Source organism: Enterobacter cloacae complex sp. 402C9, from assembly GCF_050030745.1.
Lineage (GTDB): Bacteria > Pseudomonadota > Gammaproteobacteria > Enterobacterales > Enterobacteriaceae > Enterobacter > Enterobacter intestinihominis.
The window spans coordinates 3,723,172-3,745,560 of sequence record NZ_JBLGUW010000001.1 but is presented as its reverse complement, the minus strand read 5'-3'; the positions used below and the strand labels follow the sequence as shown (position 1 = coordinate 3,745,560).

Here is a 22,389-nt window from a genome sequence, read left to right as displayed (position 1 = left end):
ATGCTCACCCGCTTGCGAGAAATAGTTGAAAAGGTCGCCAGTGCGCCTCGCCTCAACGAGGCGCTGAATATTCTGGTGACGGACATCTGTCTTGCGATGGAAACCGAGGTCTGTTCGGTCTACCTGGCCGACCATGACCGACGTTGCTACTACCTTATGGCAACCCGCGGATTAAAAAAACCACGGGGACGTACCGTCACGCTCGCGTTTGATGAAGGTATTGTTGGCCTGGTCGGGCGACTGGCGGAGCCAATCAACCTTGCCGATGCGCAAAAACACCCCAGCTTCAAATATATCCCTTCCGTCAAAGAAGAGCGTTTCCGCGCGTTTCTTGGCGTACCGATTATTCAGCGCCGCCAGCTGCTTGGCGTGCTTGTTGTTCAGCAGCGCGAGCTGCGCCAGTACGATGAAAGCGAGGAGTCCTTCCTCGTCACGCTGGCAACGCAGATGGCGGCGATCCTCTCTCAGTCCCAACTGACAGCCCTTTTTGGTCAGTATCGTCATACGCGTATTCGCGCGCTTCCGGCCTCGCCGGGGGTCGCTATTGCCGAAGGCTGGATGGATGCCACGCTCCCGCTGATGGAGCAGGTCTACGAAGCCTCTACGCTGGATGAGGCGCTTGAGCGCGAACGGCTCACCGCTGCGCTGGAAGAGGCGGCGAATGAGTTTCGTCGCTACAGCAAACGCTTTGCCGCTGGCGCGCAAAAAGAGACGGCGGCCATTTTCGATCTCTACTCACACCTGCTTTCCGATGCGCGTTTGCGTCGTGAGTTATTTGCCGAGGTCGATAAGGGGTCGGTGGCAGAGTGGGCGGTTAAAAAGGTCATTGAAAAATTTGCCGAGCAGTTTGCGGTACTGACTGACGGCTATCTGAAAGAGCGCGCCGGCGATTTACGCGCGCTTGGGCAACGTCTGCTGTTCCACCTCGATGATACTATTCAGGGGGCGAATGCCTGGCCGAACCGGTTTGTGCTGGTGGCCGATGAACTCTCGGCGACGACGCTGGCGGAATTACCGCAGGACAGGCTGGCGGGCGTGGTGGTGCGCGATGGCGCAGCTAACTCTCATGCCGCCATTATGGTGCGTGCGCTCGGTATTCCGACCGTGATGGGGGCGGATATTCAGCCCTCCGTACTGCATCGCCGCACGCTGGTGGTGGACGGATATCGCGGTGAGTTGCTGGTGGATCCTGAGCCGGTTCTTCTTCAGGAGTACCAGCGTCTTATCAGCGAAGAGAATGAATTAAGCAAGCTGGCGGAAGATGACGTCAACCTGCCCGCGCAGCTCAAGAGCGGTGAGCGGGTGAAGGTGATGCTCAACGCGGGATTAAGCCCCGAGCATGAAGAGAAGCTCGGCAGCCGCATCGATGGCATTGGTCTCTACCGCACCGAAATACCGTTCATGCTGCAAAGCGGCTTCCCGTCAGAAGAGGAGCAGGTTGCGCAGTATCAGGGCATGTTGCAGATGTTTAACGACAAACCCGTCACGTTGCGCACCCTCGACGTCGGCGCGGATAAGCAACTGCCCTATATGCCCATCAGTGAAGAGAATCCCTGCCTCGGCTGGCGTGGGATCCGCATTACCCTCGATCAGCCGGAAATTTTCCTTATCCAGGTTCGTGCGATGCTGCGTGCCAACGCGGCCACGGGGAATCTTAGCATTTTGCTGCCGATGGTCACCAGTATTGACGAGATCGACGAAGCGCGGCGGTTGATTGAACGTGCAGGGCGCGAAGTGGAAGAGATGATCGGCTACGCGATCCCTAAACCCCGTATTGGCGTGATGCTGGAAGTGCCTTCGATGGTCTTTATGTTACCGCAGCTGGCGACCCGCGTTGATTTTATCTCCGTTGGCACCAACGACTTAACGCAATACATTCTGGCGGTCGATCGCAACAATACGCGCGTGGCCAGTATCTACGACAGCCTGCATCCGGCGATGCTTCGTGCCCTGGCGATGATCGCCCGCGAAGCCGAGCAGCATAATATCGACCTGCGCCTGTGTGGTGAAATGGCCGGCGATCCGATGTGCGTGGCGATCCTGATTGGCCTCGGTTTCCGTCACCTGTCAATGAACGGACGTTCCGTTGCGCGTGTGAAATACCTGTTACGTCACATCGAACAAGATGAGGCGCATGAGCTGGCCGCGCGTAGCCTGGAAGCACAGCTGGCAGCCGAAGTGCGCCATCAGGTGGCGGCGTTTATGGAGCGACGCGGCATGGGCGGTTTGATCCGCGGCGGCCGCTGATCCCCACAAAATAATGACTGCTCGGACGACCCCCTCTCCCTTGAGGAAGAGGAATGGGGTGAGGGGGAACAGCGCGCATAAAACCCTATACACATCTTTTACATCTCAGGCGCATCCTCCGCGCCTGCCTTATGCTATGATTCGCAACTTTGGAGCACCTGCCAACGGCGGGAATGCAATTCAGCCGCTGTCCACTTTCAGCGGAATAACAACATCTTGTGGTGACAGATGAACAGTGGTTATCTGCATTTTCCGGAATTCGATCCGGTTATTTTCTCAATAGGACCTGTAGCGCTTCACTGGTACGGACTGATGTACCTGGTGGGCTTCGTCTTTGCCATGTGGCTTGCTGGTCGTCGCGCCAGTCGTCCGGGCAGCGGCTGGACGAAGAACGAAGTGGAAAACCTGCTTTATGCTGGCTTTCTTGGCGTATTCCTGGGCGGGCGCATCGGCTATGTCCTGTTCTACAACTTCCCGGTATTCCTGAACGACCCGCTCTATCTGTTCCGCGTCTGGGACGGCGGCATGTCCTTCCACGGCGGACTGATTGGTGTGATCCTCGTGATGGTGATCTTCGCCAAACGCACCAAACGTAACTTCTTCCAGGTGGCTGATTTTATTGCGCCATTAATCCCGTTTGGGCTGGGTGCAGGGCGTCTGGGCAACTTCATCAACGGTGAACTCTGGGGGCGTGTCGATCCGAGCGTGCCGTTTACCATGCTGTTCCCGGGCTCCCGCGCAGAGGATATCGCGCTGCTGCCTTCGCATCCTGAGTGGCAGTCCATTTTCGATACCTACGGCGTTCTGCCGCGTCATATGTCTCAGCTTTATGAGCTGGCGCTGGAAGGTGTGGTGCTGTTTATCATCCTGAATCTGTATATCCGCAAACCGCGCCCAATGGGGGCAGTATCTGGTCTGTTCCTGATTGGCTACGGCGCGTTTCGTATCATCGTCGAGTTCTTCCGCCAGCCGGATGCACAGTTTACCGGCGAGTGGGTACAGTACATCAGCATGGGGCAGATCCTCTCCATTCCGATGATTGTCGCGGGTGCCATTATGATGATTTGGGCGTATCGTCGTCGTCCACAGCAACAACTTTCCTGAGGAATCATGAAACAGTATCTTGAATTGATGAAAAAAGTGCTCGACGAGGGCACGCCGAAAAACGACCGCACCGGCACCGGTACGCTCTCCATTTTTGGCCACCAGATGCGCTTCAATCTGCAAGAAGGCTTCCCTCTGGTGACGACGAAGCGCTGCCATCTGCGCTCGATCATTCATGAACTGCTCTGGTTCCTGCAAGGCGATACCAACGTTGCTTATCTGCATGAAAACAATGTCTCCATCTGGGACGAGTGGGCAGATGAGAACGGCGACCTGGGGCCGGTTTACGGCAAGCAATGGCGCGCGTGGCCTACCCCGGACGGCCGCCATATCGACCAGATCACGACCGTCATGAACCAGCTGAAAAATGACCCGGACTCGCGCCGTATCATTGTTTCTGCCTGGAACGTGGGTGAACTGGATAAAATGGCGCTGGCGCCTTGCCACGCGTTTTTCCAGTTCTACGTGGCGGACGGCAAACTCTCCTGCCAGCTGTATCAACGCTCCTGCGACGTGTTCCTCGGCCTGCCGTTTAACATCGCCAGCTACGCGCTGTTAGTGCACATGATGGCGCAGCAGTGCGATCTTGAAGTGGGCGATTTTGTCTGGACGGGCGGTGATACCCACCTCTACAGCAATCATATGGAACAGACGCATCTCCAGCTGACGCGCGAACCGCGTGCATTGCCGAAGCTTGTGATCAAACGCAAACCGGACTCGATCTTCGATTACCGTTTTGATGACTTCGAGATTGAAGGCTACGACCCGCATCTTGGCATCAAAGCCCCTGTCGCCATCTGATACGGCGAATCCTGACACAACCGGTGCTCTTTAGCGCCGGTTTTTTTTCGCGCTCGTTTTGTTCTTCGAGCCTGTTTCCAGAGACGATGTAACGCGTTGCAACGGGTGAAAATCTCCGGAAAGCGGCTCGTAATGTTCTGGTTTAACGCTCGCGCCTTTTCTGCCATTTCGCCACACTCCCGCCATGAAAAACGAACATGGCTTTACGCTTATCGAAACCCTTTTCGCCATCTCGCTGGTTGTGATCCTCAGCGCGACGGGTCTTTATGGCTGGGACAGCTGGCAACAGCGGCAGCGGCTCTGGCAGACAGCCTGTCAGGTGCGGGATTACCTGGCGTTCTTGCGAAACGACGCAAATCGTCACAACAGCGAGCACAGGATTGCGCTTCACGCTGACGGGAATCAGGCCTGCCTTGTCAGCGCTGTGGTCCCGGGCTGCGACAGCGGCGACCCGTTCGTGATGAAACCGTTATGGCCGGAGGTCACGCTGAGCGACGTAACGCCTGCGCTGGGATTTTACGGCTTAAGGGATACCGCATGGGCCGGACATATTCGCGTGCAGAGCCGCGCCGGTGCGTGGTGGGTTATTGTCTCAAATGGCGGACGTATCAGGCTGTGTAATGCCGCAGGAGAAAGTCTATGCCAGTAAAACAAAAAGGGTTTTCCCTGCTGGAGGTCCTGATTGCGATGACGATAAGCAGTATTCTGTTACTCAGCACGTCACGTTTTTTACCGGGGCTACAGCGGGGTGTTTTACTGCAATCCGGGCAACGGGAGCTGGAAGATGAGGTGTGGCAACGCCTGCTTGCGATGGGTAAACAGCTCCAGCGAGCAGGATACTGTGCAGGGCATTGTCAGGGGCAAGGGTTAATTATCGGCAGGCAAGGGCGATGTGCAATTGTGCAATGGGATGCAAACAGCAACGGCCAGTGGGATAGCACCGCGTCAGAAAATGACAGCACGGGATTTCGGCTTGAGTCCGGAACGCTCGAAACGCTGCGGGGCGCGACATCCTGTGAAGGTAAGGGATGGGATAAGCTCACTGACCCGGATCGGGTCCTGATAGAGCAGTTTATGGTCACTAAAACCGATCGTGCTGGCTTTGCGCCGGTCATCAGTATCGAGCTGCGTGCCCGCCGCAAAGGTGAACTGACTGCACCCTTTTCGGCTCGCCACACCGTAACGGGGTTTAATCTGTGAATCGTCAGCGGGGCATGTCATCGCTGGCGCTGGTATTGCTATTGCTGGTGCTCGGCACGCTGATCCTCACCGGATTAAACCAGCAGTTGCAAACCTTTAGTACGTTGGTGAATGGCGAGAGTTTGTCTGTTCGCCAGCAGGCTGCCTTGCAATCTGCACTGGAGTGGGGACGCGTTCAGGACTGGGCTTTACGGCCAGAGGTTCAGTGCAAGCAGACACAAGGTCTGCGGGTCTGTGTAAGGCTGTTTGAGGCGCGTGTTTTGCTTATTGCCGGAAATGACGATCTGTTGCTATGGCGAGGCGGGGATATCGCGGAAGGACAAATACGCTTTTCTGCCCACGGCTGGAGCGACTTCTGCCCCCTTAAGGAAAGTGCGCTATGTCAGTTACCCTGAGCAGACAAAAAGGATTTAGCATGGTTGAGGTTTTGCTGGCAATGATGTTGCTGGTTGTGGTTGTGACGGCGTTATCCGGATATCATCGCGCGCTGGCAGCCCGGTATGCGGCGCTTAGCCAGTATCGCCAGCTATGGCATCATGCGTGGAATCAGTCGCAGATCTCAACATTAACGCTCCCGCCGGGCTGGCAGGTCAGTCGGGGGCAGACAACACAGTCCGGATGTGTCAGCATCACGGTCACACTTATTTCTCCTCTGGGGCGGCAGGGCGCGTTGACGCGTCTGCATTGCCCGGTTAGCCGCTAGTCGGGAGCGTTTATGCTAAGGGTTTACCACTCAAATCGTCTGGATGTGCTGGAAGCACTGATGGAGTATATCGTTGAGCAAGAGCGTCTTGACGATCCATTTGAGCCAGAAATGGTGCTGGTGCAGAGCACCGGTATGGCGCAGTGGCTACAAATGTCCCTTTCGCAGAAGTTTGGCATTGCGGCGAATATCGATTTTCCGCTGCCCGCGAGCTTTATCTGGGAGATGTTTGTTCGCGTCCTGCCGGATATTCCTGAGCAGAGTGCCTTCAACAAACAAAGCATGGCCTGGAAACTGATGACGCTGCTGCCGGACATGCTGGCGCATGATGAGTTCGCCATGCTGCGCCACTATCTGAATGACGACACCGACAAGCGCAAACTTTTTCAGCTGGCCTCACGCACTGCTGACCTCTATGACCAGTATCTGGTTTACCGCGCAGAATGGCTGATTCGCTGGGAAGCGGGAGAATTAGTCGATGGGTTACCGGAAGCGCAAATCTGGCAGGCGCCGCTCTGGAAAGCGCTGGTCGAGCATACCGGGCAGCTCGGTCAGCCTAAATGGCACCGTGCTAACTTGTACGATCGCTTTATCTCAACACTTGAGAACACCGCAGAACGGCCAGCCCGTTTGCCGTCACGCGTGTTCATTTGCGGTATCTCCGCGCTGCCGCCTGTCTACCTGAACGCGCTAAAAGCGCTCGGTAAGCACATTGATATCCATATCCTCTTTACCAACCCATGTCGGCACTATTGGGGAGATATTCAGGATCCGCGCTGGCTTTCACGGCTGGTCACCCGCCAGCGTAAACGCCTCTTTGAGGAACGCGCCGTGCCGCTGTTTAAAGACAGTGAAAACGCGGCGCAGCTTTTCGATGAAGAGGGGATTCAGAACCTGCCGAACCCGCTACTTGCCTCGTGGGGCAAGCTGGGGCGCGACTATATTTATCTGCTTTCAGATATCACCTCCTCGGGAGAGGGGGACGTGGACGCGTTTGCGGATATTACGCCGGACAGCCTGCTGCACAATATTCAGCTTGATATTCTGGATTTAGAAAACCGTGCCGTGGCCGGGATCACTGCCGAGGAGTTTGCGCGAAGCGATAAGAAGCGAAAACTGGATCCTGACGATCGCAGTATCGCGATCCACGTTTGCCACAGCCCACAGCGTGAAGTTGAAATTCTTCATGACCGCCTGTTGGCCATGTTGCAGGACGACCCAACCCTGACACCCCGCGATATCGTGGTGATGGTGGCGGATATCGACAGCTACAGCCCGTTTATTCAGGCTGTATTTGGCAGCGCAACGGGCGACCGCTATCTTCCCTACGCGATCTCTGACCGCCGTGCTCGTCAGTCACACCCGGCGCTACAGGCCTTTATCAGCCTGCTTTCGCTGCCTGATAGCCGGTTTATCTCTGAGGATGTGCTGGCATTACTGGATGTGCCTGTTCTGGCCGCACGCTTCAGCATTAACGAAGAGGGCTTGCGCTACCTGCGCCAGTGGGTCAACGAATCCGGCGTCCGCTGGGGAATCGACGATGATAACGTCCAGGAGTTTGAGCTGCCCGCGACTGGCCAGCATACCTGGCAGTTTGGCCTGACGCGTATGCTGCTGGGGTATGCGATGGAGAGCATCCACGGCGAATGGAATGACGTGCTGCCGTACGATGAGTCCAGTGGGTTAATTGCGGAACTGGTTGGTCACTTAGCCTCGCTGCTGATGCAGCTCAACCGCTGGCGCCGTGCATTGATGCAGCCCCGTCCACTCGAAGAGTGGCTGCCGATTTGCCGCGAAATGCTAAATGACTTCTTCCTGCCGGACAGCGAAACGGAAGCCGCCATGGCGCTTATCGAGAAGCAGTGGCAGGCCATCGTTGATGAGGGGGTTAATTCGCACTATCACGAGGCGGTTCCCCTTTCGCTTCTGCGTGATGAGCTGACGCAACGTCTCGATCAGGAGCGCATCAGCCAGCGCTTCCTTGCTGGGCCGGTGAATATCTGCACCCTGATGCCGATGCGTTCAATCCCGTTCAAAGTAGTCTGTCTGCTTGGCATGAACGACGGTATTTATCCACGTGCGCTGCCACCCCTGGGCTTTGATCTCATGAGCGCACAGCCGAAGCGGGGCGACCGCAGCCGCCGCGATGATGACCGTTATCTCTTCCTTGAGGCGCTGATGTCTGCGCAAAGCAGGCTTTATATCAGCTATATCGGCCGTTCAATTCAGGACAACAGCGAGCGTTTCCCGTCCGTGCTGGTGCAGGAGCTGGTGGACTACATCGGGCAGAGTCACTATCTGCCGGGCGATGAGGCCTGTAACTGCGACGAAAGCGAACGTCGGGTGAAAGCGCATATTACCTGTCACCATAGCCGTATGCCGTTTGATCCTGTCAATTACGTTCCTGATGAACTGCAAAGCTACGCCCGCGAGTGGCTTCCCGCTGCGAAGAACGCGGGCACACCGCAAACCGATTTCATTCAGGCGCTCGAACCGCGCGTCATAGACACCCTTACGTTTGAGCAGCTGCAGCGCTTTTGGGCCCATCCGGTTCGGGCTTTTTTCCAGCAACGCTTGCAGGTGAACTTCCGCTCGGAAGAGAGCGAAATCCCTGATGCGGAACCGTTTATTCTTGATGGACTGGAGCGTTTTAAGCTTAATTCCCAGCTTTTGAATGCGCTGGTTGACGAAGAAGACGCCAGTAAACTGTTCCGACGTTACAGGGCGTCGGGATTACTGCCGTATGGTGCGTTCGGCGAAATCGTCTGGGATGCCCAGTGTGAGGAGATGCAAGCGCTTGCTGACCGGGTTATCGCGTGTCGGCAACCGGCGAGCAGCATTGAAATTGATCTCGATTGTAACGGTATGCACCTCAGCGGCTGGCTCACGCACGTGCAGTCTGACGGGCTGCTACGCTGGCGCCCATCTATGCTCAGCGTTTCACATGGCCTGCAACTCTGGCTCGAACATCTTGTCTACAGTGCGAGTGGTCACGAAGGCGAAAGCCGGTTGTTTGTACGTAAGGACGGCGAGTGGCGCTTCCCGCCGATGGAGCCTGAGCAGGCGTTGACGTATCTGTCGCTTTATATTGAAGGTTATCGTCAGGGCATGAACAAGCCTCTGCTTTTGCTGCCTGAAAGTGGGGGGGCATGGATAAAAGCCTGTTACGACGCGCAGAATGATGCCATGTTAACGGATGAGGCTTCGCTCCAGAAAGCGCGCAGCAAGTTTTTGCAGGCCTACGAAGGGAACATGATGGTACGTGGCGAGGGCGACGATGTCTGGTATCAACGTTTATGGCGAACGCTGGAGCCAGAATATTTCGACATTATCACGGAAGAGGCGCAACGCTACCTGTTACCGTTGTTCAAATTTAAGCAGTCCTGAGTGCTGTATAAAAATTGCACAGCACGGGGTGTTCATTTATGATGCACCTCTTATCACGGACTGATGTACCCAAAGAAAGAGATGCTGGCGTGTCCAGCACGCACGTTGTTAATGATGTAGCCGTGATAAAGAGGTCGTAATGCCAGGCAGCACCTTGTTCAAAGCATTTGTTTTGTTTATCGCCCTTTGGGCTCCCGTCACTCAGGCCGATTCCGGTTGGCAACCTGTCCAGGAAACAATCCGTAAGAGCGATAAGGACACCCGTCAGTATCAGGCGATTCGTCTTGATAACGGGATGACCGTGCTGCTGGTTTCCGATCCTCAGGCGGTTAAATCGCTCTCCGCACTGGTTGTGCCGGTCGGATCGCTGGAAGATCCTGACGCCCATCCGGGACTGGCGCACTACCTTGAGCACATGACGCTGATGGGGTCTAAAAAATACCCACAGCCTGACAGCCTGTCCGAATTTCTGAAAATGCATGGCGGCAGCCACAACGCCAGCACTGCGCCGTATCGTACCGCGTTTTACCTGGAAGTGGAAAATGATGCGCTTGACGGGGCGGTGGACCGTCTGGCGGATGCCATCGCCGCACCGCTGCTGGATAAAAAATATGCTGACCGGGAACGCAACGCCGTAAACGCCGAACTTACGATGGCGCGCACGCGAGACGGTATGCGCATGGCGCAGGTTAGCGCTGAAACCATCAATCCGGCGCACCCGGGTTCGCGCTTCTCAGGCGGCAACCTTGAAACGCTGAGCGACAAGCCGGGTAGCCCGGTGCTCGATGCGCTGCATGCGTTTCGTGAAAAATACTATTCCGCCAATCTGATGAAAGCGGTTATCTACAGCAATAAACCGTTGCCGACGCTGGCAAAAATGGCTGCGCAGACCTATGGCAGGGTGCCAAATAAAAATATCGATCTGCCGCAGATTAACGTGCCGGTTGTCACGGACGCGCAAAAAGGCATTGTTATTCACTATGTGCCGGCCTTGCCGCGCAAGGTGTTACGCGTTGAATTCCGTATTGATAACAACACGGCGCAGTTCCGCAGCAAAACCGACGAGCTGGTGACTTATCTTATCGGTAACCGCAGCCCGGGTACGCTCTCCGACTGGCTGCAAAAGCAGGGGCTGGTGGAAGGTATTCGCGCTGACTCCGATCCCGTCGTAAACGGGAATAGCGGCGTGCTGGCCATCTCCGCGACGCTGACCGATAAAGGGCTGGCTCACCGTGACGACGTCGTTGCGGCCATTTTCAGTTATCTCTCTCTGCTGCGCGACAAAGGCGTCGATAAACGCTACTTCGACGAGCTGGCGCACGTGCTGGATCTCGATTTCCGCTATCCCTCTATTACGCGTGATATGGACTACGTCGAGTGGCTGGCAGATACCATGATCCGCGTGCCGGTGGAACATACGCTGGATGCGGTAAATATTGCCGATCAGTATGACGCCGGGGCGCTCAAAGCGCGTCTGGCGATGATGACTCCGCAGAATGCCCGCGTCTGGTATATCAGCCCGAACGAACCGCATAACAAAATGGCCTACTTCGTTGATGCCCCGTATCAGGTTGAAAAAATCAGCGAACAGACCTTCGCGGGCTGGCAGAAAAAGGCGGGGGAAATTGCGCTGAAGTTACCGGAGCTTAACCCCTACATCCCGGACGATTTCTCGCTGATCAAACCCGCAAAGGCCTATCCGCATCCGGAGCTGATTGTTGATGAGCCGACGCTGCGCGTGGTCTACACCCCAAGCCGCTATTTCGGCGACGAGCCAAAAGCGGATGTCAGCGTAGTGCTGCGTAATCCTAAAGCAATGGACAGCGCCAGAAACCAGGTGCTGTTTGCGCTTAACGATTATCTGGCCGGTATTGCCCTCGATCAGCTCAGCAACCAGGCTGCCGTTGGCGGTATCAGTTTCTCCACCAATGCCAATAACGGTCTGATGGTGAATGCCAACGGCTATACCCAGCGTTTGCCGCAGCTGTTCCAGGCGCTGCTGGACGGTTATTTCAGCTATACGCCTACGGAAGAACAGCTCGAGCAGGCTAAGTCCTGGTATGCCCAGATGATGGATTCTGCCGAGAAGGGTAAAGCCTACGATCAGGCGATTATGCCAGCACAGATGTTGTCCCAAATTCCTTATTTCCAGCGCGAAGATCGCCGCGCGTTATTGCCCTCAGTCACCTTAAAAGAGGTGCTGGCTTACCGTGATTCGCTGAAAACCAATACTCGTCCGGAGTTCCTGGTTGTAGGGAACATGAGCGAAGATCAGGCTAAAACGCTGGCACAAAACGTGCGTGCGCAACTGGGTTCAAAAGGCGATGAGTGGTGCCGTAACCAGGATGTGCTGGTAGAGAAAAAGCAGAATGCGATCTTCGAAAAAGCGGGAAGCAGCACGGATTCCGCGCTGGCCGCGGTGTTTGTCCCTGTCGGATATGACGAATTTACCAGCTCTGCCCAGAGTGCGGTGCTCGGTCAAATTATTCAGCCGTGGTTTTACAACCAGCTGCGCACCGAAGAGCAGCTGGGTTATGCGGTATTCGCTTTCTCGATGAATGTGGGCCGTCAGTGGGGGTTGGGCTTCCTTCTGCAAAGCAGCGACAAACAACCTGCTTACCTGTGGCAACGTTATCAGGCATTCTTCCCGCAGGCGGAAGCAAAACTGCGCGCCATGAAGCCGGAAGAGTTTGCCCAGATCCAGCAGGCGGTTATCGCCCAGGTGATGCAACCGCCGCAGACGCTGGGTGAAGAGGCCTCGCAGCTGAGCAAAGATTTTGATCGCGGTAATATGAAATTTGATTCGCGTGATAAAATAGTGGCCGAAATAAAACAGCTGACGCCACAAAAAGTTGCCGATTTCTTCCATCAGGCGGTAGTTAAACCGCAGGGTATGGCCATCCTGTCTCAGGTTTCTGGCAGCCAGAACGGGAAAACGGACTACGTAAAATCAAAAGAGTGGACCGTCTGGAAGAGCGTCAGCGCGCTGCAACAAACTATGCCCTGGAGTAAGAAAGAATGACCCATACCGCTGAGCCGCTTGATCCCCTAAGTTTACCTCTACAGGGTGAGCGACTGATTGAAGCCTCAGCGGGAACGGGAAAAACCTATACCATCGCCGCGCTCTATCTGCGTCTGCTGTTGGGGCTCGGCGGCAACGCCGCTTTTTCGCGCCCGTTAAGCGTGGAAGAGCTGCTGGTGGTAACCTTCACCGAAGCGGCCACTGCCGAGCTGCGTGGCCGTATTCGCAGCAACATTCATGAGCTGCGCATCGCCTGTCTGCGTCAGACGACGGATAACCCCCTCTACGCGTGCCTGCTGGACGAGATTGCGGATAAGCAACAGGCTGCGCAATGGCTGCTGCTGGCCGAACGGCAAATGGATGAAGCGTCCGTCTTCACCATTCACGGTTTTTGTCAGCGCATGCTGAGCCTGAATGCGTTTGAATCCGGCATGCTCTTTGAGCAGCAGCTTATTGAAGATGAATCCGAGCTTCGCTATCAGGCCTGTGCGGATTTCTGGCGTCGTCACTGTTATCCGTTGCAGCGCGACATTGCTGAAGCGGTTCACGCCCTGTGGAAAGGTCCGGAAGAGCTTCTTCGCGCCATCGACCGTTACCTGCAAGGCGAAGCGCCGGTCATTAAATCTCCTCCGCCTGCCGATGAAACGCTGGCCTCGCGCCATGAAAAGATCGTCGCCAAAATTACCGCGCTTAAGCAGAAGTGGAATGAGTCGGTTGGTGAAATTGATGCAATCATCGAAAACTCAGGCATCGACAGACGCAAGTTCAACCGTGGGAACCAGGGGAAGTGGATCGAAAAGATCAGCGCCTGGGCCCAGGAGGAGACGCGGGGTTACCAGCTTCCGGACGCACTGGAAAAATTTTCGCAGCGCTTTTTGACCGAGCGAACCAAAGCCGACGGTATTGTGCCTGAGCATCCCCTGTTTGTGGCGATTGAAGCGTTGCTTGCGGAGCCATTAACGCTCAATGACCTGATGATCACCCGCGCCATGACGGAGATCCGCCAGGCAGTCGCGCGCGAAAAACGTCGCCGGGGCGAGCTGGGGTTTGATGACATGCTGAGCCGCCTGGACGAAGCCCTGTCCAGCGAGAATGGTGAAGCGCTCGCCAGCGCGATCCGTACCCGTTTTCCGGTGGCGATGATTGACGAATTTCAGGACACCGACCCCCAGCAGTACCGCATTTTTCGCCGCATCTGGCGACAGCAGCCCGACACTGCCCTGCTGCTGATAGGCGACCCTAAACAGGCCATTTACGCCTTCCGTGGGGCAGATATCTTCACCTATATGAAAGCCCGTAGTGAGGTGGTCGCGCATTACACGTTAGATACCAACTGGCGCTCCGCTCCGGGGATGGTTGAGAGCGTCAATGCGCTGTTCAGCCGTATGGAGACGGCGTTTATGTTCAATGAAATCCCTTTCCTGCCGGTGAAATCCGCCCCAAAAAACGCATCCCTGCGCTTCGAAGTCAGCGGTGCGGTACAACCCGCCATGACCTTCTGGCTGCTTGAGGGGGAAGGCTATGGCGTTGCCGATTATCAGGCGGCGATGGCCCAGCACTGCGCCGCGCAAATCCGTGACTGGCTAAGCGCAGGCGCGCGCGGCGAGGCACTACTGTGGAAGGGGGAACAGGCATATCCTGTAAAGGCCTCTGATATTACCGTGCTGGTGCGCAGTCGTCAGGAAGCGGCGTTAATCCGCGATGCGCTAACGTTGCTGGATATTCCGTCAGTGTATCTCTCTAACCGCGACAGCGTGTTCGACACGCTGGAAGCCCAGGAAATGCTCTGGTTGCTTCAGGCGGTGCTGGCGCCGGAGCGCGAAAATACGCTTCGAAGCGCGCTGGCCAGTTCTATGCTGGGGTTGAACGCACGGGATATTGATGAACTCAACCATGACGAAAACGCATGGGATGCGGTGGTAGAAGAGTTTGTCCATTACCGTGAACGCTGGCAAAAGCGCGGCGTCATGGCGATGCTGCGCGAGCTGATGACACGGCGTCAGATTGCCGAAAATATGCTGGCGACATCCGGCGGTGAAAGGCGTCTGACCGATATTTTACACATCAGCGAACTGTTACAGGAAGCGGGTACCCAGCTTGAAAGTGAACATGCCCTTGTGCGCTGGCTGGCGCAGCAAATCGCGGATCCAAACAGTAACTCTTCAAGCCAGCAGATGCGTCTTGAGAGCGATAAGCATCTGGTGCAAATCGTCACCATTCACAAATCCAAAGGTCTCGAATATCCGCTGGTCTGGCTGCCTTTCATCGCGAACTACCGGGTTCAGGATCAGGCCTTTTACCATGACCGCGAGACTTTCGATGCGGTGCTCGATCTCAGCAAGGCGGAGACCAGCGTTGAACTGGCAGAAGCGGAGCGTCTGGCGGAGGATTTGCGCCTGCTTTACGTGGCGCTGACCCGTTCTGTCTGGCATTGCAGCCTGGGCGTCGCCCCGGTTTTCCGCCGTCGCGGGGAGAAAACAGGGGAAAGCGATTTCCATTTAAGCGCGTTAGGGCGGCTTATTCAGCGTGGCGAGCCGAAAGATGCGGCGGGGTTGCGCCTCTGCATTGAGTCGCTCTGCGGTGACGATATCGCGCTGCATATCCCGTCTCTGCCAGACAATAGCCGCTGGCAAATGGCGCAAGAGCCCGCGACCGACCTTAATGCGCGCCAGATCACGCGGGTGCTTGCCGACGACTGGCGCGTCACCAGCTATTCTGGCCTGCAACAGCACGGGCAAAGTATTGCGCTGGATCTCATGCCGAAGCTGGACGTGGATGCCGCAGGGGTGGGTGATATTCCGGTTGAACCGACGTTAACTCCGCATCAGTTCCCACGCGGCGCGTCGCCGGGCACCTTTTTGCACAGCCTCTTTGAAGAGCTTGATTTTACTCAGCCTGTCAGTGAGGAGTGGGTGCTGAAGATGCTACAGAGCGGGGGCTATGACGCGCACTGGCAGCCCGTTCTCACTGACTGGATCAACGCCATTTTGCAGGCACCGCTGACTGAGCAGGGCTTCGCTCTTCGTCAGCTAACGGCCAGAAATAAGCAGGTTGAGATGGAGTTTTATCTGCCTGTAGCAGGCCCGCTTAAGGCCGACGCGCTCGATGCGCTTATCCGTCAGTACGATCCGCTCTCAGCCGGTTGCCCGCCGCTGAACTTCCGTCAAGTGCAGGGCATGCTGAAAGGTTTTATCGACCTGGTCTTCCGTCACGAAGGACGGTACTACCTGCTGGATTACAAATCGAACTGGCTGGGCGAGAACAGCGAAGCCTATACCCAGCAGGCGATGGCGGCAGCCATGCAAATGCATCGCTACGATCTGCAATATCAGCTCTACACGCTAGCGCTGCACCGCTATTTGCGCCACCGTATTGCGGATTACCGCTACGACGATCATTTTGGTGGCGTCATCTACCTCTTCTTGCGCGGGGTCGACGCTGCCGATCCGCGCTCCGGGATCTTCAGCACCCGTCCGGATGCGGAATTGATTAATAAAATGGATAACCTGTTTGCAGCAAACACGGAGGAGATGGCATGACGATGCAGGACTTATTGCTGGAAGCGGTAGAGCAACGCGTGCTGCGTCAGCTGGATGTGCAGTTTGCCATGATGATTGCCGCTGACCAGCCCGCCGTGATGCTTGCCGCTGCCCTATTGAGTAAAGACGCCGGAGAGGGGCATGTGTGTCTGCCGCTCTCGCGTCTGGTTGTTGACGAGAAAATGCCGCCTGTCCTCCAGTCCTGCTTTGCGCTGCTGGGGGAGAGGGTGGACTGGCAGAAAATTTTGCGCGAATCGTCGGCCGTCGGGCCGGGAGAAAACCAGGCGCCGCTGATCCTGACGGGGGAGCGCTTATATCTGAACCGTCTGTGGCGAAACGAACTGACGGTAGCGCGTTTCTTTAGTGAGACCAACGCGCCGCTTCCCTGCGACGAAGCGCAGCTTCGCCAGACACTGGACAGGCTGTTTGACTCCGGTGAGCCTACAGACTGGCAGAAAGTGGCGGCGGCCGTCGCCCTGACGCGGCGGATTTCGGTGATTTCAGGTGGCCCGGGCACCGGGAAAACCACGACCGTCGCAAAGCTGCTGGCAGCCCTGATCCAGCTATCAGGCGAGCAGCGATGTCGTATTCGTCTGGCGGCACCCACCGGGAAAGCAGCGGCGCGACTGACCGAATCACTGGGCGGTGCGATGCAACAGCTGCCGCTCACTCAGGAGCAGCTTGCGCTTTTCCCGGGTGAAGCGAGTACCCTGCACCGTCTGCTCGGCGCGCAGCCGGGTAGCCAGCGGCTGCGCTACCATGCGGGTAATCCGCTGCATCTGGACGTGCTGGTGGTGGATGAAGCCTCCATGATTGACCTGACCATGATGTCGCGCCTGATCGATGCTCTGCCGCCGCATGCGCGCGTGGTTTTCCTGGGCGATCGCGACCAGCTCGCCTCCGTGGAAGCCGGGGCGGTACTGGGGGATATCTGTACCTACGCCAGCTACGGTTATACCGCCGCGCGGGCGCAGGAGCTTGCCCGCCTGACCGGCTGCTCGCTTGAACCCGATCACTCGCCGGTCGCAGGCGCACTGCGTGACAGCCTGTGCCTGCTGCAAAAAAGCTACCGTTTCGGTAGCGACTCCGGCATCGGCCAGCTGGCTGCGGCGGTCAACCGTGGCGATCGGCATGCCACGCGCACGGTGTTTGACGGCTCTTTCACTGACATTGAAAAGAAATCGCTGCAAAGCGGGGAAGAGTATCAGGCTATGCTTGAGGAGGCTCTCCATGGATACCAGCGTTTTCTGAGCTGCGTGCAGCAGCGCAGTCAGCCCGGGCAGGTCATTGCCGCATTTGGCGAATACCAGCTTCTGTGCGCATTGCGGGAAGGGCCGTTCGGCGTTGCGGGCCTGAACGACAGGCTGGAGCAGCTGCTCGTGCAGAAACGCAAAATTAACCGTCAGCAGCATTCGCGATGGTATGAAGGCCGGCCAGTGATGATCTCCCGCAACGACAGTACGCTGGGGCTGTTCAACGGGGATATCGGTATTGCGCTCGATCGCGGTAACGGTTTGCGCGTCTGGTTCCAGCTACCGGACGGCAGCGTGAAGTCCGTCCAGCCCAGCCGTCTGCCAGAGCATGAAACGGCATGGGCGATGACGGTACACAAGTCTCAGGGCTCAGAGTTCAACCATGCGGCGCTGATCCTGCCGACACAGCTTTCGCCGGTCGTAACCCGTGAGTTGGTCTACACCGCCGTTACCCGTGCGCGCCAGCGTCTGTCGCTGTATGCGGATGAGCGCGTGCTGGGTCAGGCGATTGCCACTCGCACCGAGCGCAGAAGCGGATTAAGCGCGATTTTTGAATCTGTCTGAGTAATCACCCTCTCCGACAGGAGAGGGTGATTGTTATCCCAGGTCCGCCATTAACACCTTCGAGCGGCGCTGGTAGTTGTACATCTCTTTCTTACTTTCCGGCAGAGAATCAATATCCACCGGCGTGAAGCCGCGCTCCTGGAACCAGTGAATGCTGCGCGTGGTGAGCACGAACAGCTTGCTCAGACCCATCTGGCGCGCCTGTGCCGCCACGCGTTCAAGCAGCAGTTCCCCCCGCGAGGAGCTACGGTAATCCGGGTGCACGGCAACGCACGCCATTTCGCCAATCTGCTCTTCCGGGAACGGATAAAGCGCCGCACAGGCAATGGTCAGGTTATCTCGCTGGATGATGGTGAACTTGTCGATCTCCATCTCCAGCTGCTCGCGGGAGCGGCGAACCAGAATGCCCTGTTGTTCCAGCGGACGGATCAGCTCCAGAATGCCGCCGATGTCATTGATGGTGGCACGGCGGATCTGCTCGGCGCTCTCCATTACGATCTGCGTACCGATCCCGTCCCGGGAGAACAGTTCCTGCAACAGCGCGCCGTCTTCCTGATAGCTGATCAGGTGGCTGCGGCGTACCCCGCTGCGGCACGCTTTGACGGCGCCGCGCAGAAAACGCACGGTACCGGAATAGTAATCGCCTTGTGCTTCCAGCGCTTCGACGCGCGCCTGGGCTTCATTCGGAAAAAGTTCTGGCACAATCACGCCCTCATCGTTCACGACACCCTGTGAGGAGCAAAAGCCGATCATTTTTTCCGCTTTCAGCTTGATGGCCAGCTGGGTGGCAATCTCTTCCGAGGTCAGATTAAAACTTTCACCCGTTACGGAAACGGCAACGGGTCCCATCAGGACGATCGCGCCATTGTCTAACTGGCGGTGAATGGCTTCTTCATCAATGCGCCGGATGCGGCCGCTGTGGCAGTAATCCACGCCATCGTCCACGCCGAGCGGCTGAGCGATGATAAAGTTGCCGCTCACCACGTTGATGTGCGCGCCCTGCAGCGGCGTATTACTCAGGCTCATCGACAGGCGGGCGGTGATATCGAGCTGCAACAGACCCGCCGCCTGTTTGACCAGTTCGAGGGTTTTCGCATCCGTCACGCGGGTATGTTTGTGGTAGATCGGCTCATGGTGATGGGCGGCCAGGTTGGCTTCGATTTGCGGACGTGCGCCATACACCACCACCAGACGGATGCCGAGGCTGTGCAGCAGGCCGATATCATTGACGATACTGGAAAAGTTCTCATGCTCAATGGCTTCGCCGCCAAGCATGATGACAAAGGTTTTCCCCCGATGGGTGTTGATATAGGGAACAGAATGGCGGAATCCCTGGACCAGTTCGGTTCTGCGTTCCTTAACCATGATACAACCCTTAATGAATGTTTATTCGTTATTTGTGTATTTTTATTCGATTGTGGCCGCGTGTGCAAGCCAAAATTTTCTGCGACACACAGAAAATAATAAGTAATCCGTGCGTTAACGTATGATTGTTTACCCTTTTATAGATGACAGTTTATGCGTCATTCGTTAAAGTTTTCGGTCAATTTGGGCGTTTTGTTCATCAATCAGATTTCTTGCTCGGGAGAAGCATGTCGGGATCCAATTCAGCAATAAGCCGCCGCCGCCTGTTAAAAGGGGCCGGGGCGATGTGGTTGCTTAGCGTCAGCCAGGTGGGTCTTGCCGCCACAAGCCAGGTAGTCGCGGTGCGCGTCTGGCCGTCGTCGACCTATACGCGCGTGACGGTCGAGTCCAACCGCGTGCTGAAATACAAACAATTTGCCCTCAGCAATCCTGAACGTGTGGTGGTTGATCTCGAAGGTGTGAATCTCAACTCCGTGCTTAAAGGCATGGCGGCGCAGATCCGTGGCGACGATCCTTTTATCAAATCGGCGCGTGTCGGGCAGTTCGATCCGCAAACCGTGCGCATGGTGTTTGAGCTGAAGCAGAACGTGAAACCGCAGCTCTTTGCCCTTGCGCCTGTTGCCGCCTTTAAGGAGCGCCTGGTAATGGATCTCTATCCGGCGAATGCAACGGATATTCAGGATCCGCTCCTGGCGTTACTTGAAGATTACAACAAAGGCGATCTCCAGCGGCAGGTCCCACCTGCGCAAAGTGGTCCTAAGCCGGGCAGGGCGGGGCGCGATCGTCCGATTGTGATCATGCTCGATCCAGGCCACGGCGGAGAAGATTCCGGCGCCGTTGGGAAATATCACACCCGCGAAAAAGATGTGGTGCTGCAAATTGCCCGTCGTCTGAAGGCGTTAATCGACAAAGAGGGCAATATGCGCGCCTACATGACGCGCAACGAAGATGTCTTTATCCCGCTGAAGGTCCGCGTGGCGAAAGCGCAGAAGCAGCGCGCGGATCTGTTTGTCTCTATTCATGCGGATGCCTTCACCAGCCGCCAGCCGAGCGGATCGTCGGTGTTTGCCCTGTCAACGAAAGGGGCGACCAGTACCGCCGCGAGATACCTGGCGGACACGCAGAACGCCTCGGATTTAATCGGTGGCGTGAGCAAAAGCGGGGATCGTTACGTCGACCATACGCTGTTTGATATGGTGCAGTCGCTGACCATAACCGACAGCCTGAAGTTTGGTAAAGCGGTACTGGGCAAGCTGGGCCGGGTCAACAAGCTGCACAAAAACAGCGTCGAGCAGGCCGGATTTGCGGTCCTGAAAGCGCCGGATATTCCGTCCATTCTGGTCGAAACGGCGTTTATCAGTAACGTGGAAGAGGAACGTAAGCTCAAGACGGCTAAATTCCAGCAGGAAGTGGCGGAGTCGATTCTGGCGGGTATTCGGGCCTATTTCTCAGACGGGGAAACGCTGGCGCGGCGGGGATAGGGTATTACGCCGGGTATCTCGCCCGGCACTTTCACAAACGGCAGATACAAAAAAACACCCTTAAGGGTGTTTATTGTTTTAAGAAGTGTTGGTTGCGGGGGCCGGATTTGAACCGACGACCTTCGGGTTATGAGCCCGACGAGCTACCAGGCTGCTCCACCCCGCGTCCGTCTTTCTACACTTGTAGAAACTTACTTCTTCAAATTTGATTGGTTGCGGGGGCCGGATTTGAACCGACGACCTTCGGGTTATGAGCCCGACGAGCTACCAGGCTGCTCCACCCCGCGTCCGTCTTTCTACAGTCGTAGAAGATACTTCATCAAATTTTAATTGGTTGCGGGGGCCGGATTTGAACCGACGACCTTCGGGTTATGAGCCCGACGAGCTACCAGGCTGCTCCACCCCGCGTCCGTGGAAGCGCACTATACTCGGATAGGTTTGTGATGCAACCCCTTTTTCGCATAATTCATTATTTTGTATGCAAAATGAACGGGAATAGCCACTTTGGACTATTTTTTGTCCAGAATTTGCCAAAGGGAAGGCGATCGCATTTCATTACCACGGTGGGTTTGTTATCTTCATCACGCGGAATTGGGCAACTAAAAGACGAGATATAATGAAAGGACGTTGGGTGAAGTATCTGATGACAGGCGCAATGGTAGCGATTCTTGCGGCCTGCTCTTCCAAACCGACCGATCGCGGTCAACAGTATAAAGACGGGAAGTTATCCCAGCCTTTCTCTTTAGTTAACCAGCCAGATGCCGTGGGTGCTCCAATCAATGCCGGGGATTTCTCCGAGCAGGTGTACCAGATCCGCAAAGCGTCGCCGCGCCTGTATGGCTCACAGAACAACGTTTATAGTGCAGTGCAGGACTGGCTGCGTGCTGGCGGTGATACGCGCAATATGCGCCAGTTTGGTATTGACGCGTGGCAGATGGAAGGGGCGGATAACTACGGTAACGTTCAGTTTACCGGCTACTACACCCCGGTTGTCCAGGCACGACACACGCGTCAGGGCGAATTCCAGTATCCGATTTACCGCATGCCGCCAAAACGCGGTCGTCTCCCGTCCCGCGCTGAAATCTATGCCGGTGCGCTTAGCGAAAATTACGTGCTGGCCTACAGCAACTCGCTGATGGATAACTTCATCATGGACGTGCAGGGCAGCGGCTATATTGATTTTGGCGACGGCTCGCCGCTGAACTTCTTTAGCTATGCCGGGAAAAACGGCCATGCCTATCGCAGCATCGGTAAGGTGCTCATCGACCGTGGTGAAGTGAAACGAGAAGATATGTCGATGCAGGCGATCCGCGAGTGGGGCGAAAAACACAGCGAAGCGGAAGTGCGTGAACTGCTTGAGCAGAATCCATCGTTTGTCTTCTTCAAACCGCAGAACTTTGCGCCGGTGAAAGGGGCGAGCGCCGTCCCGCTGATTGGCCGCGCTTCTGTGGCATCGGATCGTTCGATTATCCCGGCGGGTACCACGCTGCTGGCGGAAGTCCCTCTCCTCGACAACAACGGCAAATTCAACGGCAAGTATGAATTACGCCTGATGGTGGCGCTGGACGTGGGCGGGGCGATTAAAGGCCAGCACTTCGACATTTATCAGGGCATCGGCCCGGATGCCGGCCACCGTGCAGGCTGGTATAACCACTACGGGCGCGTGTGGGTGCTGAAGACAGCGCCGGGTACCGGGAACGTATTTAGCGGCTGAGTGTGGTAT

Annotated in this window: 14 protein-coding genes and 3 tRNA genes; 13 read left to right on the top strand and 4 right to left on the bottom strand. The window is 56.4% G+C overall.

From position 1 onward, the window contains the following. From ptsP to recD, 11 genes are all read left to right on the top strand, one after another. Positions 1–2,247, top strand: a complete 2,247-nt coding sequence (gene ptsP / locus ACQG1K_RS17770; RefSeq protein ID WP_023306854.1) for a phosphoenolpyruvate--protein phosphotransferase — start codon at positions 1–3, stop codon at positions 2,245–2,247. Positions 2,248–2,475: 228 nt separating this feature from the next. Continuing rightward, positions 2,476–3,351 (top strand): prolipoprotein diacylglyceryl transferase, encoded by an 876-nt coding sequence (gene lgt, locus ACQG1K_RS17765; RefSeq protein ID WP_022649236.1) that lies wholly within the window; start codon positions 2,476–2,478, stop codon positions 3,349–3,351. Positions 3,352–3,357: 6 nt separating this feature from the next. After that, complete coding sequence (thyA, locus tag ACQG1K_RS17760; RefSeq protein ID WP_367075781.1) at positions 3,358–4,152, top strand: thymidylate synthase; 795 nt, start codon at positions 3,358–3,360, stop codon at positions 4,150–4,152. Positions 4,153–4,336: 184 nt separating this feature from the next. Continuing rightward, on the top strand, positions 4,337–4,801 hold the full coding sequence (locus ACQG1K_RS17755; RefSeq protein WP_032626041.1) for a prepilin peptidase-dependent protein: 465 nt from the start codon (positions 4,337–4,339) through the stop codon (positions 4,799–4,801). Continuing rightward, positions 4,792–5,352, top strand: coding sequence for a prepilin peptidase-dependent protein (locus ACQG1K_RS17750; RefSeq protein WP_032626039.1), 561 nt, complete (start codon positions 4,792–4,794; stop codon positions 5,350–5,352). The genes ACQG1K_RS17755 and ACQG1K_RS17750 overlap by 10 nt, the downstream gene beginning before the upstream one ends. Then, complete coding sequence (locus tag ACQG1K_RS17745; protein ID WP_367075779.1) at positions 5,349–5,747, top strand: DUF2509 family protein; 399 nt, start codon at positions 5,349–5,351, stop codon at positions 5,745–5,747. Before ACQG1K_RS17750 ends, ACQG1K_RS17745 begins: the two co-directional genes overlap by 4 nt. Next, positions 5,732–6,055 (top strand): prepilin-type N-terminal cleavage/methylation domain-containing protein, encoded by a 324-nt coding sequence (locus ACQG1K_RS17740; protein ID WP_023298509.1) that lies wholly within the window; start codon positions 5,732–5,734, stop codon positions 6,053–6,055. The genes ACQG1K_RS17745 and ACQG1K_RS17740 overlap by 16 nt, the downstream gene beginning before the upstream one ends. Before the next feature lie 12 nt (positions 6,056–6,067). After that, a complete protein-coding gene (gene recC / locus ACQG1K_RS17735) occupies positions 6,068–9,442 on the top strand; it encodes an exodeoxyribonuclease V subunit gamma (protein ID WP_426720774.1) in 3,375 nt (1,124 codons plus the stop codon). A 139-nt stretch (positions 9,443–9,581) separates the two neighbouring features. Beyond that, complete coding sequence (gene ptrA / locus ACQG1K_RS17730; RefSeq protein ID WP_126315146.1) at positions 9,582–12,464, top strand: pitrilysin; 2,883 nt, start codon at positions 9,582–9,584, stop codon at positions 12,462–12,464. After that, positions 12,461–16,003, top strand: coding sequence for an exodeoxyribonuclease V subunit beta (recB, locus tag ACQG1K_RS17725; RefSeq protein ID WP_367075775.1), 3,543 nt, complete (start codon positions 12,461–12,463; stop codon positions 16,001–16,003). Before ptrA ends, recB begins: the two co-directional genes overlap by 4 nt. After that, the gene (recD, locus tag ACQG1K_RS17720; protein ID WP_058646258.1) at positions 16,000–17,820 is read left to right on the top strand and encodes an exodeoxyribonuclease V subunit alpha; all 1,821 of its coding nucleotides are present in this window, start codon (positions 16,000–16,002) and stop codon (positions 17,818–17,820) included. The genes recB and recD overlap by 4 nt, the downstream gene beginning before the upstream one ends. Positions 17,821–17,853: 33 nt before the next feature. Here recD and argA read toward each other — a convergent pair whose 3' ends face one another. After that, on the bottom strand, positions 17,854–19,185 hold the full coding sequence (gene argA, locus ACQG1K_RS17715) for an amino-acid N-acetyltransferase (RefSeq protein WP_022649227.1): 1,332 nt from the start codon (positions 19,183–19,185) through the stop codon (positions 17,854–17,856). A gap of 227 nt (positions 19,186–19,412) precedes the next feature. Between argA and amiC the strand changes: the two genes are divergently transcribed. Next, entirely contained in the window at positions 19,413–20,666 is a 1,254-nt protein-coding gene (gene amiC / locus ACQG1K_RS17710; RefSeq protein ID WP_367075773.1) for an N-acetylmuramoyl-L-alanine amidase AmiC, read from the top strand. An 89-nt stretch (positions 20,667–20,755) separates the two neighbouring features. On the opposite strand, the gene ACQG1K_RS17705 is transcribed toward amiC, so the two are convergent. The 3 genes from ACQG1K_RS17705 to ACQG1K_RS17695 all read right to left on the bottom strand — a co-directional run bounded on the left by ACQG1K_RS17705 (position 20,756) and on the right by ACQG1K_RS17695 (position 21,074). Beyond that, positions 20,756–20,832: transfer RNA gene (locus tag ACQG1K_RS17705), tRNA-Met, on the bottom strand. A 44-nt stretch (positions 20,833–20,876) separates the two neighbouring features. Continuing rightward, positions 20,877–20,953 (bottom strand) — tRNA-Met (locus tag ACQG1K_RS17700). 44 nt (positions 20,954–20,997) lie between these two features. Further along, positions 20,998–21,074, bottom strand: a tRNA-Met gene (locus ACQG1K_RS17695). Between the two features lie 208 nt (positions 21,075–21,282). Here ACQG1K_RS17695 and mltA point away from each other — a divergent pair. Continuing rightward, positions 21,283–22,380, top strand: a complete 1,098-nt coding sequence (gene mltA, locus ACQG1K_RS17690; protein WP_022649225.1) for a murein transglycosylase A — start codon at positions 21,283–21,285, stop codon at positions 22,378–22,380. Positions 22,381–22,389: the final 9 nt, after the last annotated feature.